Origin of the sequence: Marinithermofilum abyssi (assembly GCF_014641195.1) — a bacterium.
In the GTDB taxonomy this organism is placed as follows: domain Bacteria; phylum Bacillota; class Bacilli; order Thermoactinomycetales; family DSM-45169; genus Marinithermofilum; species Marinithermofilum abyssi.
In genome coordinates this window covers 172437-186136 of the sequence record NZ_BMHQ01000001.1, presented here as the reverse complement: position 1 = coordinate 186136, position 13700 = coordinate 172437, and the positions used below count along the sequence as shown (strand labels likewise).

Here is a 13700-nt window from a genome sequence, read left to right as displayed (position 1 = left end):
TGCGGGATGTGTTTCCCTGCAGAGGTCTTTCTTTTAGCGAAGATCGTATTGTTTCAGCCGCTTATACAGCGTGCCGCGGGAGATACCCATGATTCGAGCCGTTTTTGAGATATTGTACTTCGTTGATTGCAAAAGCCTGAGGATATATTCACGTTCCTCGTTCGATATTTCTTTTCCCATAGACGCGTTGAAAGAGGGATCGGTCGAGCAGAGCTCGTCTTCCAAAAGGAATGGCGGCAAATGTTTTAACTCGATTACGGAACTTTCGGTAAATACCAAAGCATACTCAACCGTATTTTTCAGTTCACGTACATTGCCGGGCCAATCGTAACGTTCCAATCTTTCGATTGTTTCTGGTGCAAGGATGTGGGTTGTCTCCACATTTTTCTTTTTTTCAAATTTCCGCATAAAGTACTCGGCCAGAACCGGAATGTCCTCTTTTCGTTCTCTGAGCGGCGGGACAGTAAATGAAATGGTGTTTAATCGATAATAGAGGTCGGAACGGAACGTTCCTTCATGAACCGCTTCCCGTACATTTTTGTTTGTAGCAGCAATTAAGCGAACGTCCACTGAGCGCAATTTTTGTTCCCCGATACGTGTCACCTGTTTTTCTTGCAAGACACGAAGGAGCATCGATTGGGTCGAAAGGGGGAGTTCACCAATCTCATCCAAGAAGAGGGTACCGCCGTCCGCGCATTCGAACAGCCCTGCTTTTCCTTCTTTCAATCCGCCAGTGAACGTCCCTTTGCCGTATCCGAACAACTCACTAGCGGTAAGATCGTGATTTAGTGAAGCACAATTCACTGGAATAAACGGTTTGTCTTTACGGAAACTGTTTTCATGAATAAACTGGGCAAGCACTTCTTTTCCAGTACCGCTTTCACCTGTCAACAAAATCGTTATATCCTGGCTAGCCGCTTTCTTCACTTTTTGAAGCATGGCCAGCCATCCGCGGGACCTCCCGACAACACCTTGGGCAGACAGGATGTCTGCCCAAGGTGTTGTCAAATCGTTTGAGCTTTTATCTGTATTCATCGCATGGGTTTTCATAGTGTGAGAGAGGTGAATCGCAGGTGTTTGAAACACGGCGCCGATCAAAAGATGATCAAAATATACGGGTAGGATTTTTCCAATAGGTTGTCCAGGCAAAAAAGGAAGGGATTCTTCGCTAGGCGTTGTTTTTGTCGAATATTTTGTTTCTAAATGACTAAAATAATTGTCCCAGTCAAAGTCCTTTCTAATCCCGGCTTTTGCACGGTTTAGGTTATCCATATGATTACGTCGAACAACATTGCCCTCGCGATCGATCACAAAAACTCTGTCGTATTGTATATGCTTGTCCCATTCCAAGAATGCATTTTCCAATCGGGCAATTTTGAGTCGGTACTGATAATACAACTCTGTCTCAATGTTTTTAGCCAACATGTTTGTCAGGATCAATCCGTTGTCAGGGAAATCTTCCGTGAAAGTGGTGAAATCTAGAGCTCCCAGCACTTGACCGGTAACGGGATGCCAAATGGGAACGCCTACACAGGAAAATGGTTGCCAAGGTTCACAATAGTGTTCCGCATCGTAAATGGTTACGGGTGTCTTTGACGCAAGCGAAGTACCGATGGCGTTCGTTCCACAGATCGTCTCACTCCAATTTCCCCCAGGTATAAAATTTACCGATTCCAAACCCTCATACAATCGACCGTTCGCTTGGAGGTAAATAATTTGCCCGGAATGATCGGATAGGGCAACAGCATATTTGTCATCCAGGTTAGTCTGTATATTCGGTGAAATCGATTGAAATGCCTGACCAATAGCTTTTGATTTTTGCAACTGAATGAGCTTTTGTTTTGAAAGCGTTTTTGGTGCCCGGGGCAACAAAGGGTTAACTTGATGCTTTGAACTTCGCATCCATGATTCGGCAATCGGATTACGGATCTCTGACGAGATTTCTTTTGTTGCCATAAAGCGATCCCTTGCATTGATCCGTTCCCAGTACATGCCAACCCTCCCTAGAATAATGTCGCGTAGACCCCAAAGTTTGAGATGAGATTCTGGTAGCGGTCGGGAGACCCTCCCTGAGACCTTGTTCTCGGTCTTGAGAGTGTAGCCCCGACTTGCTTTACGAATCAGCTGGATGTTGGAGGGGTTTACACCCTGTCTTCCAATCTCACTAGGTGGTGATTGCAAGGCTCTGTGGGTCCTGTATGCGCTTACACTATACTATAATATGAAAATTGTCATTTTGTTAACCAATTTTGACCATTTAGTATTGACAGTGTACACTAAGCAAATCAAACCGCACAGGAAGCAAAAGGAGGAGTTGTTTCCCGATCCATGCATCCTGTTCCAAAGGAACATCCCCCCGTAACGGGGGATTATTTTCGCGGAAAAGTGCCTTGCCTACCTGTATTGCGTAGGAATGGATACAGGCTCCTTTTTCTTTTGCGGCTGTCTTTTGACCAGCCACAAGCCGACAAAGATAATGAGTCCCCCGAAGATCTGTTGCAGATGTACTTGTTCGCCGATGACGAGGGCGGCTGTCCAGACTGCAACCAACGGGATCAGGTACATGTAGACCATTACTTTGGTCGCACCGGTGCGGCTGATGCCGACATACCAGGCTACCAGCCCGTAGACCGTGACCAGTAGAATGGAGTACCCGAGGGAGAACCATGCTTCTGCAGTTACTCGTTCCCAAACGATTCCCGGAAAGGTCCAAGCACTTGCTCCCAACAGGGAGACGGCACCGACGACAGAGGACCAGGCAGTGACCCGCAAAGCGGAATACTTTGTAAGCAGGGGTTGAGCCAGAATCGGGTACCAGCCGAATGCCACGGATGCGATCAACCCGATCAGGTTCCCCAGCCACTCATGGGGATAAAGTTGAGCCTGATGATTTCCGCCAAACAACAGCACCACGGCCGCGCCGGCAAATGCGATGAGGGAACCTGCCTGTACGCGCACAGAAAAGCGTTCTTGCCCGGCCAATACGGCAAAAATGCCGGTAAAAATGGGAGATATGGAGATCAACAGGGAAGCGTTGGTGGCGGAGGTGTAGTGAACGGATATCATGAACAAGGTTTGGTACAAACTGATGCCGACAGTTCCCACCACCAGCAAGCGTTTGAGATCGGTGCGTTCCATCTTGATACTCCCTTCCCACAACAGCGTGAGGCCGAGCAGGATGGGAGCGGAGACGAGGAAGCGCAGAGCATTGAACTGCAGGGAGGTCAAATAGGTCAACCCGTATTTGCCCACGGTATAATTGGCACCCCACACCAAAACCACGCCCAGCAGCATCAGTTCCGTAGACCATTTTTTCAATGGGAACGCCTCCGTTTGATACAAAATAGGCTGTTGACGTCCCGTTGTCAGCAGCCTCATGATTTGAAGAGTACCACGCATGTTTTTTTGTTTGCAGGGAGAAATACCTCCCTTTTACTCTTTCGACCGTTCCACCGCGTGACCGCCAAATTCATTTCGCAGCGCGGCTACCACTTTGCCGTGGAAGGTATCCTCTTCCAAAGAGCGGTAGCGCATCATCAGAGACAAGGCGATGACCGGTGCGTTGGCTTTCAGGTCGAGAGCCGTTTCCACGGTCCATTTGCCTTCGCCGGAGGAGTGCATCACGCCGCGAATGCTTTCCAGTTTGGGATCTTTTGAAAAAGCGGACTGAGTCAGTTCCATAAGCCAGCTGCGAATGACCGAGCCATTGGACCAGACTTTGGCGGTTTTCTCGTAATCGAAGTCAAACTCGCTTTTTTCCAGAACTTCAAATCCTTCGGCGATGGCCTGCATCATCCCGTATTCAATCCCGTTGTGGACCATTTTGAGGAAGTGGCCGCTGCCGCTTTTCCCGGCGTAATAGTATCCATCCGGAACTGCGAGGTCGCGGAACAGGGGTTCCAGAAGCTTAAAGCATTCGGCATCGCCGCCGATCATGAAGCAAGCGCCGTGACGGGCACCGGAGGTGCCGCCGGAAGTGCCGACATCCATGAAATGAAGTCCCCGTTCTCTCAAGCGTGCGGCCCGTTTCATCGAATCTTTATAATGGGAATTCCCTCCATCGATCACGATATCGTCAGGAGACAGGAGAGGGAGGAGAGATTCCAGCACCTGTTCCGTCGCGTCGCCGGCGGGCACCATCAACCAGAGGATGCGCGGCGTTTCCAGGGAGCGGACCAGCTCTTCCAGCTGAAATGCCGGTGCAGCTCCCCTTTCTGCTAACTGTTTCGCCGCTTCCGGGTTTGCGTCATATACGGCGACCTCATGGCCATGGTTCAACAGGTTGAGAACCAGGTTGGCCCCCATCTTTCCAAGTCCGATCATTCCCAGTTTCACATGGTTCATCTCCTTTAGCATCAGGGCCGTCGCTGCTTATCCGTTATGGATCTGCAAACCGGCCAAAGCTTCCATTTCTGATTCGGTTTTTTCATACAAGCGTTGAAAGGATGAGTACAGTTTCCGGTAGACTCTTACATGTTCCGCTGCGGGCTGGATCTGCTGACGGATGGCGATCCAGCGTTTCACTTCCTGAATATCCTCCCAGTAACCTAAAGCAACCAAGGCCAGCGCTGCTGCTCCCATAGCGGAGGCCTCCTCTACTTCCGGAAGCAACACGTTTTGTTCGAAGACGTCGGCCATCATCTGCAGGGCCAGAGGATAGCGTGCCATCCCGCCGGAAACCAGCACTCGTCCGGAAGGTCCTGTAAGCTCCTCCAATACAGTATAAATCGCATAGAGATTCATGACCATGCCTTCCAGCATGGCTCGAATCATATGGGACTTGCCGTGGTGCAGGCTTAGCCCGAACCAAGCACCGCGGGCTTTATCATTCCAATGAGGGGCCCGCTCTCCGGTCAAATAGGGAAGGCAGACCACCCCTTCTGCTCCGGCAGGAACGCGTGCGGCCATTTCAATCAGTGGCGCGTAGGGATCTGTGCCGTTTTCCGACTCCTGACTGCCCAGTTCCCGGCGCAGCCAGCGGAGCAGGATGCCTCCATTGTTGGCGGGACCTCCGATCACCCAGTGTCGTTCCGTCAGAGCGTAGCAAAAGGTGCGACCATGCATATCGGTAACCGGTTGATTCACCACTTGACGGAGGGCACCGCTTGTCCCCACGGTGACGGCGGTCTCACCAGGGGAGATCGCCCCTGTTCCCAGGTTGGCCAAGACGCCGTCTCCCGCGCCTATCACCCAGGGTGTATCCGCAGACAAACCCATGGAATGGGCGAGGTCCGGGTCCATCCCTCGCAGCACATGGGTCGTCGGGACCGGCTGTCCCAATTGCTCCCGCCGAATACCGGCCTGTGCCAGGGCTTCCTCATCCCATTCCAAAGAAGATAACGAAAACAATCCGGTTCCGGAAGCAATGGAAAAATCGACGACTTCTTCCTGAAAAAGACGGTAAAGAATGTATTCTTTGATCGAGACAAAGGTAGCCGCTTGGGCAAAGGTTTCCGGTTCTTGCTCCCTGAGCCACATCAACTTGGGCAGGACGGACATCGGGTGAAGGGGTGTACCCGTTCGTCGGTACAGAGCATGTCCATCTTTCCCATGCTTTAAGCGGTTCACTTGGTTCGCGCTCCGGTTGTCCGCCCAGGTGATTAGGCGGGTTAAGGGACGTTTGTGCTGATCCAGTGCCAGAACCGAGTGCATCGCGGAGCTGAAACCCACTCCGATGATGCGTTTCCCCTGTTCAATCGCATCATGAACGGTGCTACGCATACCGGTGATGACGGCTTGCAGGATGGCTTCCGGATCTTGTTCCGCCCGGTTCGGACGGGGTTGAACCAAGGGGTATCCCTCGCTGTGAGCGGCAACCACCTGTCCTTGGCTATCGAAGGCGACGGCTTTTGTAGAAGTGGTTCCGATATCGAGCCCGATGATGACGTCTTGTTCCTGCATGTGCCGCCCTCCTCTAAAATACATTACTAATATTATAGTGGAAACCACACCAACGCCCAAGGAGAGAATGGTTTATTCATCCTCTAAAACGGATATGGTTTCAAGGGAGTCGGTTACAATAGTAAAGATCTTATCCGAGGAGGAAGAGTCATGGGTTGGATTGTCAAACTCCTGCTAAACGGATTGGCCGTTTTTCTCGTCGCCCAGTTGATTCCGCAAATTGAAGTGGAGAGCTTTGGTACGGCGTTGTTGGTGGCGGTCGTGTTGGCGCTGATCAATACGTTTATCCGGCCGGTGTTGGTCTTTTTCACGTTGCCGATCAATTTCCTAACGCTGGGGTTGTTTACGTTTGTGATCAACGCTTTGCTGTTTTGGGGCACCAGCGCCTTGGTTGAAGGGTTTGAGGTTCACGGTTTTATGGGGGCGCTGCTGGGCTCCATCGTCGTCAGCTTGATTTCCTGGGTCTTGAACGGCATCTGGAAAGGGATCCGGGATTAACAATCCTTAGGAAGCGGGAAACGGCGGGATGCACCCCGCCGTTTTTGTTTTACAGTGTCCTTTTTGAATAGCCTATAATGAAACCAAAGACACCTAAAACAAACGAAAGGCGGATAGGATGATCCCGCAACGGTTACAACAATGGATCCGTTCGTTGGAAGAGGCATTGAACTTGACAGTGGAAGTGGAAAAGCCATCTGCCCCGAAGGATACAACGGAAGGGTTACCCGTGGAGGTGGACGGGACGGTTTATACCCTTCGTCTGCCAGAAGAATTGTCTCCCAGAGAAGAGCGGCTGATTCGGTTGCTGTTAACAGAATGGGAAGAAAAACGGCACCATACGCTGTCGCCCGCCACCTCGGCCCAGCGGCAACTGGTCGACTGGCTGCTCAACGGCGAGACGGCTTCTCCGCCGGCTGTAGTTTCCCAGTGGGATTGGTCGGCAAAGGTGCCCTTGTACATCGCTCTCCCCACGGGCTCCGATGATGAAAACCAGGGGCTGGCAGAGGCGATTAACGGATATTTTGACGGACAAGCAGGGTTGTTTTCATTGGGCCCCACAGAAATGCTGGTCACCGTGCCGATGGAGCTGATCGGCGGGGAAGAAGTGGGCCGGGAAGCGCTGTGCGAAGGAGCACAAGGGCTGGCGGATATGTTGATCAGTGAGGCGGGGCAGGATGTAACTCTCTGTATCCATACGCCGTTAGCCTCGGCAGAGGAACTTCCCGGTGCGCTGCATGTCTTGCGTGACACATACCGTGTGGGAAACCTGTTTTATCCCCGCAGAAGGGTCCATGCCAGCTGGCAGTATTCATTGGAACGGTTGTTGGTAGCATTGCCGGAAACGGATGCTCAAGCTTATCTCGCTTGTCTGGCGCCCGTTCCCTTTTGGGAGGATAGGGACTTGCGGGAGACGGTGGAGGCGTTTCTCGAGCAAAACCTGAATATCAGTGAGACGGCCCGGCAGTTGTATATCCATCGCAATACGTTGATTTATCGTTTGGACCGGCTGAAAAAAGAAACCGGACTGGACGTGCGCCGGTTGGACGATGCGCTAAAGGTGCGGCTCGCTCTGTTGTTGAGAAGGCGATTAGCCGGAAAGGAAGGATAATCCCCTCGGTTTTGTTCAATCTGCTAAAAAAAGTGCCGCATATTTTGTGCCCGCTGTACATGGCGTGTTTTCGGACCATTGCGCTACAATGAAGACAACCACAGCATGAAAGGGGTTTCATTCATGGCACAGGTACGTCTCAACCATATCTACAAAAAATACGGCGATGTGACAGCTGTGAAGGACTTTGATCTGGATATTCAGGATCAGGAGTTTTTGGTGCTGGTCGGTCCTTCCGGCTGCGGGAAATCTACCACACTGCGAATGATCGCGGGATTGGAAGAAATCTCCGATGGAGAGCTGTATATCGGAGACCGGCTGGTGAACGACGTGCCGCCGAAAGATCGGGACATCGCAATGGTGTTTCAGTCCTACGCTTTATATCCCCATATGAACGTATATCAGAATATGGCCTTTGGTCTGAAATTGCGGAAATTTAAAAAGGACGAGATCGATAAACGCGTGCGGGAAGCGGCCAAAATTCTGGACATCGAGCATTTGTTGGACCGGAAGCCGAAAGCGTTGTCCGGCGGTCAGCGGCAGCGCGTGGCCCTGGGACGGGCCATTGTGCGGGAGCCGCAAGTGTTCCTGATGGACGAACCGCTTTCCAACTTGGATGCCAAATTGCGGGTGCAGATGCGCACGGAGATCAGCAAGCTGCACCAGCGTCTGAAAACCACAGTCGTGTATGTGACCCACGATCAGACGGAAGCGATGACGATGGGCGACCGGATTGTTGTGATGAAAGACGGGGTGATCCAGCAGGCCGCCACCCCGACGGAGATCTATCAGCATCCCGCCAACGTGTTTGTCGCTGGATTCATCGGCTCTCCGTCGATGAACTTCATTCAGGGGCAACTTTCGGAAGAAGGCGGAGACGTGCTCTTCCAGGGTACGGGGCTCAAAGTCAAGCTGCCGCAAGGGCGGGCCAAATCACTGCGTGAAAAAGGGTATGTCGGGAAAGAAGTGATCTTCGGTATTCGTCCAGAGGACATTCACGATGAACAGCTTTTCATCGAATCATCTCCCGACAGCGTCATCCATGCCAAAGTGGAAGTGGCGGAAAACATGGGTTCCGAGATGTACCTCTATCTGAGCGGAATCGCCGACAAATGGGTGACCGCCCGGGTCAACGCCCGTTCCCAATTTGGTGCCGGAGCCGAAGTGAAGCTGGCATTGGATATGAACAAAGTGCACATCTTTGACAAAGAGACCGAAAAAGCGGTATTCTAATCGGAAATAGGGGGTGGCTGTGCTCACGGCCGCCCCTTTCCTGCACGATCTGAAAAAGGAGAATCGGATTTGGGTAATCACGTGACGGTGCAAGATCTCATCAAACAATTTGATCTGGAATTACTGACCGGGGAAGAAGGCCTCAACCGCCGGTTGACAGTGAGTGATTTGTATCGACCGGGGTTGGAATTGGCCGGCTTTTTCACCTATTATCCGGCGGAGCGGCTGCAGATGTTGGGCCGGACCGAGCTGGATTTCATCTCCCACCTTCCCCAGAAACAACGGCAACAGCGATTGGAGCGGCTCTGTCATGAAAAAACCCCGTGTTTCTGCATCACCCGGGAGCAGGAGGTTCCCACGGAGCTCCAAGCCAAAGCGAAAGACAAAGGGATCCCCATCCTGCGCACCGCCATGTCCACCACCCGCTTTGGCAGCAAAGTGACAAATTTTTTGGAGCGGCGTTTGGCCCCTACCACGACGATGCATGGGGTCTTGGTGGATGTATACGGTGTGGGTGTACTAATTACCGGATCCAGCGGAATCGGAAAAAGCGAAACGGCATTGGAGCTGGTGAAGCGGGGGCACCGCCTCGTGGCCGATGACGCGGTGGAAATCCGGCAGGAGGAAGAGGAGCGCCTGGTAGGCCATGCGCCCGAGCTTATCCGATATCTGCTGGAAATTAGGGGCCTTGGTATCATCAATGTGATGACTTTGTTTGGAGCAGGGGCCGTCCGGGAGTTTAAGCGCATTTCTCTGGTGATTCACCTGGAAGCCTGGAAGGAAGATCGGCAATATGACCGCTTGGGCCTGGATGAAGAACGGATCAAGATTATCGATACGGAAGTGCCCAAGCTGACAGTGCCGGTCCGCCCCGGACGAAACCTTGCGGTGATCATCGAAGTGGCGGCGATGAATCTTCGCCTGAAACGAATGGGCTACAATGCGGCCCACAGCTTTGCGGAAAAGTTAAGCCAGAGCATTGAAGAATTCGACGATTGGGATTGAGGAGCCGGCGCGTATAGGCGCAGGCTTTTTTGTTGAGAAACCAATCCTTTTCGAGAATCGTTTAGTGTACAAACGGGGAGATTGGTGAAGAAGATGGCGTATACCAGTCGCTATTTTCATTTATCCGTCAGCTAGGGTAAAATGGAAGCAGTCTGATGGACCGATACATAGTACACAAGGAGGAGCCAATGGCATGGTTTTTGCACAGGTGATCGATCCTGTTGCGCTTTCCTTGGGCCCTGTCCAAATCCACTGGTACGGGGTAATCATGGGAACAGCGGCCTTATTGGGTTTGTGGGTCGCTATTCTGGAAGGCAAAAAGCACGGTTTGGACAGTGAACTGTTTTTGGACATGATGATCTGGGTGATCCCCGCGGCCATCGTGGGAGCGCGGTTATACTACGTCGGCTTTGAGTGGGATTATTACGCTCGCCACCCCGAGGATATCATCGCGGTGTGGAAAGGCGGGCTGGCTATTCACGGCGGTTTGATCGGGGCCCTGATCGCCGGCGCGGTGTTTGTGAGAAAACGCGGAGTCCCCTTTTTGCAGATAGCGGATATTGTGGCTCCCAGCATCATTTTGGGACAAGCGATCGGGCGCTGGGGCAACTTTATCAACCAAGAAGCCCATGGCGGGGAAGTGACGCGGGAATTTCTCGAAGGGTTGCACCTGCCGGGGTGGCTGATCGACCAGATGAACATCCAGGGCGTTTATTATCATCCCACTTTTTTGTATGAGTCGCTGTGGAACTTGGCAGGGGTGGCGATCTTGCTTCTGCTTCGCAAATGGAACCCCCGTCGCGGTGAAATTTTCTTCAGCTATCTGATCTGGTATTCCATGGGCCGGTTCTTTATCGAAGGGTTGCGTACCGACAGTCTCACCTTTGACGGCCCGGGCTGGCTCGCAAGCCTGCTCAATACGCTGTGGTCTCCGATGCGGATCTTGTTTGAGCCGGGGATGATGATGGACGGCAATATCCGGATCGCCCAGTTGATGAGTTTTCTGCTGGTTATCTTCGGGATTGCGATGATCGTTATTCGCCGGGTGCGCGGACAAGCGAAGGAACCCTATTTGGAAACCAAGGACAGCGTTGCAGGTTGATAGCAATCGGGCTCCCCTCTGTTCCCGAGCGGGAGCTTCTTTTTTATCCATGCTTTTAGAGGGATAGAAAAGTCTTTTGTCGAAAAAGAGCTAGGCGGGTGATCGCATTTGAAGTACCGCACCGTACTGTTTGATTTGGATGGGACGCTTTTGGATACCAATGATTTGATACTGGCTTCATTTATGTATACATTGGAACATCATTGTCCTGGACGTTACACGGAAAAAGACGTTCTGGCCTGCATGGGGGAACCTTTGTATGAGCAGATGAAACGCTTCGGCGGGGAAGAGCAGGCGGAGGCCATGGTGAAAACCTACCGGGAGCACAATATCGCCCACCATGATGATTACGTTCAAGCCTTTCCCGGTGTAATCAAAACGGTTCGCCGGTTGAAAGAGGAAGGAGTCACCATGGGAATCGTCTCCAATAAACAGCGTGTAACGGTGGAAATGGGGTTGGACTTGACCGGATTGACGCCTTTTATGTCGACGGTCGTCTGCTTTGGGGATACACCGGCTCCCAAGCCGGACCCGGCGCCGGTCAAACTGGCACTGGATCAATTGCAGGCGGAGCCCGATTCTGCGCTGATGGTGGGAGACAGCAAATTCGACATCCTGGCAGCCCAAGCCGCCGGGGTTGACTCGGCAGCAGTGGCTTGGAGTCTTCATGCCGACGATTCTCTGCGAGCGCTTTCACCTGATTACGTACTGGATACGATGGGAGATCTCTTGACTGTTTTGGATGTGGGCCGCCAACGAGAGGGGGACAGCGATGAGAAGAACCGAACGGTATCCCGTTAAGGGAAGCAACTCTTTGTGGCAAGTATACAGCACGGTTCCTTTTTGGCGTACGATTAAAAATGCCGTCGTAATCCAATTGGCACGGTACAATCCCTCCTTCCGCTTGAAAAATTGGATGTATCGCCGCTTGTTGGGGATCACCATCGGAGAGAAGTCGGCCATCGCCATGATGGTGATGATGGACGTGCTGCACCCGCAACGGATTTATATCGGAGATAACTCCATCCTCGGCTATAATACCACTGTGTTGACGCATGAATATCTGGTAGAGGAATACCGTCTGGGTGATGTACGGATTGGGAACAATGTGATGGTCGGTGCCAACAGCACCATCCTGCCGGGAGTGACCATCGGAGATCATGCGGTAGTAGGAGCCGGATCGCTGGTCAATGCCGATGTACCGCCGTATGCTTTTGTCGCCGGCTGCCCCGCACGGATCATCCGGTATTTAAACGAAGAAAAAGAAGCTACACCGCCGGAACAAGAAGGGTGATCAGGATGTCGACGGTGTTTGATGGGAGCTGCTGACAGAGTCCATGAGAGAGCACATCGCACAAGGAGCGGCCTTTGAGCGGCTTTCTCAGCTTGGATAAGTAGGACCGAGGCAAAAAGCGAGAGGAGCAAAGCGATAAGGCGTGTCTGTTCATTCAAGCTTCTTCGATAAATGGGGAGGGTCGGTGTGATCGCGAAGATCCTTTGCGCTTATTGCAAGAGATCGGAGACGGTCACACCGGACCGGCCACCTATAACAAAGGATCAGACAAACCCTAAGGCGTGACGTGTGCCCTGTGGGTGTACAAGCAATTTTCTTTGTTTCGCGCTCGGTCATCGAACCCACTGGGTATTTCATCGTGCTTTGTGTCGCTTTCCTCCACAGTTACGCTCTATTTCGGAGCGGACAGTATCCCAGGTAGAGGGGGACGGGTAGAAGAGCTTTTTGCGGTGTTCAAGAGAGATTTGTCATCCAATGAATCTCAGCAATTAGGCTGGGCTTTTTCTTTTTTTCATGGAACTTCAAGTTTCAACTTATTGCCATCAAAGCCGATTGACGGCGGGAGAGAGGGATTTATACAATAAATATGATCCATTGGAAATGCGTGAACAGTGTGTAAGGAGGAAAGAGATGCCGCGATCACCTCAACAAAATCAGGCGATACGGGAGAAACGGATTCAACAGATCCTGGAGGCGACATTAAAAGTCTACCGGGAGCGTGGCTATCATCGGGCGGAAATCGGTGAAATTGCCCGCGTCGCTGGTTTGGGGCGTGGACTTATCTACTATTATTTTAAAGATAAGCAAGATGTTTTTTTAACTTTGATCCGTCGCTCCCTGGAAGAATGGAAACGGTATGCCGAAGCAATCCTGCAGTTGGACCTCCCGGCAGGGGAACGCTTGAAGATGTATCTCAAAGAGTTTTGTCATTTGTGTTTGGAATATCCGGACATGACCTATTTTCATCAATCGGTCACTCGGGATTTGAACATTATTTTTCCGGATCAAGTAGAAGAAGTGATGGGATATTATGAAGAGGGGATGTGGAAGCCTGTTCGCCGGGTGATTCGGGAAGGCGTTGAATCGGGAGAACTCAGGGAGATTTCACCCGATATGGCCGAACGGGTATTTTTTAGTGTCGTGATGGGCGCTTTTGCACCGGATTACACGATTGCCGAAAATCAGGTGGATGACCTGGTGGAAGCAGCACTGTACGGATTGATTCCCGAAAGGAAATGAAAGCCCAATAGGTTTCGTATCACATGAACCAGTCGCAGATGGGAGCAGTCCCAATTCTGCGGCTGGTTTTTTGGTGTGAAACGGAGCGGACAGACTCACCATCTGTGCCGTCGGTACTTTTGTTGGTTTCAAGAAGCTGAGAGTTAGGGGTTTACAGTGGATAGGTATGAACTCCTTATTTTTGGTGACATTAACCATATGACAAAAAAAAGAAGGACGAACCAGACGTGTTTCAAAAATTTTTTCAGCGTAAAAGAAGAGGAGGCGACAGAGACGGCGTTCCATGCCGATCCGCCTCTCATCATCTTGAGAAAAAT

Annotated in this window: 12 protein-coding genes; 8 read left to right on the top strand and 4 right to left on the bottom strand. The window is 51.7% G+C overall.

Annotation, left to right across the window (positions count from 1 at the left end; all coding sequences use genetic code 11):
* Positions 1–33 precede the first annotated feature (33 nt).
* The 4 genes from IEW70_RS00915 to IEW70_RS00900 form a co-directional block, all read right to left on the bottom strand.
* Entirely contained in the window at positions 34–1992 is a 1959-nt protein-coding gene (locus IEW70_RS00915) for a sigma-54-dependent Fis family transcriptional regulator (RefSeq protein ID WP_188646051.1), read from the bottom strand.
* 402 nt (positions 1993–2394) lie between these two features.
* Entirely contained in the window at positions 2395–3318 is a 924-nt protein-coding gene (locus tag IEW70_RS00910; protein WP_188646050.1) for a DMT family transporter, read from the bottom strand.
* Between the two features lie 114 nt (positions 3319–3432).
* Positions 3433–4356 carry a phosphogluconate dehydrogenase (NAD(+)-dependent, decarboxylating) gene (gene gnd / locus IEW70_RS00905; RefSeq protein WP_188646049.1) on the bottom strand — a complete coding sequence of 308 codons (924 nt, stop codon included), beginning with the start codon at positions 4354–4356 and terminating at the stop codon, positions 3433–3435.
* Positions 4357–4371: 15 nt separating this feature from the next.
* Positions 4372–5901 carry a gluconokinase gene (locus IEW70_RS00900; RefSeq protein WP_188646048.1) on the bottom strand — a complete coding sequence of 510 codons (1530 nt, stop codon included), beginning with the start codon at positions 5899–5901 and terminating at the stop codon, positions 4372–4374.
* A gap of 150 nt (positions 5902–6051) precedes the next feature.
* On the opposite strand from IEW70_RS00900, the gene IEW70_RS00895 reads away from it, so the two are divergent.
* The 8 genes from IEW70_RS00895 to IEW70_RS00860 all read left to right on the top strand — a co-directional run bounded on the left by IEW70_RS00895 (position 6052) and on the right by IEW70_RS00860 (position 13383).
* Positions 6052–6399, top strand: coding sequence for a phage holin family protein (locus IEW70_RS00895; RefSeq protein WP_188646047.1), 348 nt, complete (start codon positions 6052–6054; stop codon positions 6397–6399).
* Between the two features lie 118 nt (positions 6400–6517).
* Positions 6518–7510: a PucR family transcriptional regulator gene (locus tag IEW70_RS00890; protein WP_188646046.1), complete on the top strand. Its 993-nt coding sequence runs from the start codon at positions 6518–6520 to the stop codon at positions 7508–7510.
* 123 nt (positions 7511–7633) lie between these two features.
* The gene (locus tag IEW70_RS00885) at positions 7634–8743 is read left to right on the top strand and encodes an ABC transporter ATP-binding protein (protein WP_188646045.1); all 1110 of its coding nucleotides are present in this window, start codon (positions 7634–7636) and stop codon (positions 8741–8743) included.
* A 69-nt stretch (positions 8744–8812) separates the two neighbouring features.
* On the top strand, positions 8813–9748 hold the full coding sequence (gene hprK / locus IEW70_RS00880) for an HPr(Ser) kinase/phosphatase (protein ID WP_188646044.1): 936 nt from the start codon (positions 8813–8815) through the stop codon (positions 9746–9748).
* A 193-nt stretch (positions 9749–9941) separates the two neighbouring features.
* On the top strand, positions 9942–10850 hold the full coding sequence (gene lgt, locus IEW70_RS00875) for a prolipoprotein diacylglyceryl transferase (protein WP_188646043.1): 909 nt from the start codon (positions 9942–9944) through the stop codon (positions 10848–10850).
* 108 nt (positions 10851–10958) lie between these two features.
* The gene (gene ppaX, locus IEW70_RS00870) at positions 10959–11651 is read left to right on the top strand and encodes a pyrophosphatase PpaX (protein WP_188646042.1); all 693 of its coding nucleotides are present in this window, start codon (positions 10959–10961) and stop codon (positions 11649–11651) included.
* Positions 11623–12144 carry an acyltransferase gene (locus IEW70_RS00865; RefSeq protein ID WP_188646041.1) on the top strand — a complete coding sequence of 174 codons (522 nt, stop codon included), beginning with the start codon at positions 11623–11625 and terminating at the stop codon, positions 12142–12144. Before ppaX ends, IEW70_RS00865 begins: the two co-directional genes overlap by 29 nt.
* Positions 12145–12774: 630 nt before the next feature.
* Positions 12775–13383: a TetR/AcrR family transcriptional regulator gene (locus IEW70_RS00860; protein ID WP_188646040.1), complete on the top strand. Its 609-nt coding sequence runs from the start codon at positions 12775–12777 to the stop codon at positions 13381–13383.
* Positions 13384–13700 lie beyond the last annotated feature (317 nt).

What these genes read in the sequence shown, in the direction of transcription:
- IEW70_RS00890 (WP_188646046.1), top strand. Translation starts at nt 6,518, where the DNA reads ATGATCCCGCAACGGTTACAACAATGGATCCGTTCGTTGGAAGAGGCA.
- IEW70_RS00895 (WP_188646047.1), top strand. Translation starts at nt 6,052, where the DNA reads ATGGGTTGGATTGTCAAACTCCTGCTAAACGGATTGGCCGTTTTTCTC.
- lgt (WP_188646043.1), top strand. Translation starts at nt 9,942, where the DNA reads ATGGTTTTTGCACAGGTGATCGATCCTGTTGCGCTTTCCTTGGGCCCT.
- IEW70_RS00865 (WP_188646041.1), top strand. Translation starts at nt 11,623, where the DNA reads ATGAGAAGAACCGAACGGTATCCCGTTAAGGGAAGCAACTCTTTGTGG.
- IEW70_RS00860 (WP_188646040.1), top strand. Translation starts at nt 12,775, where the DNA reads ATGCCGCGATCACCTCAACAAAATCAGGCGATACGGGAGAAACGGATT.
- IEW70_RS00915 (WP_188646051.1), bottom strand. Translation starts at nt 1,992, where the DNA reads ATGTACTGGGAACGGATCAATGCAAGGGATCGCTTTATGGCAACAAAA.
- gnd (WP_188646049.1), bottom strand. Translation starts at nt 4,356, where the DNA reads ATGCTAAAGGAGATGAACCATGTGAAACTGGGAATGATCGGACTTGGA.
- IEW70_RS00885 (WP_188646045.1), top strand. Translation starts at nt 7,634, where the DNA reads ATGGCACAGGTACGTCTCAACCATATCTACAAAAAATACGGCGATGTG.
- IEW70_RS00900 (WP_188646048.1), bottom strand. Translation starts at nt 5,901, where the DNA reads ATGCAGGAACAAGACGTCATCATCGGGCTCGATATCGGAACCACTTCT.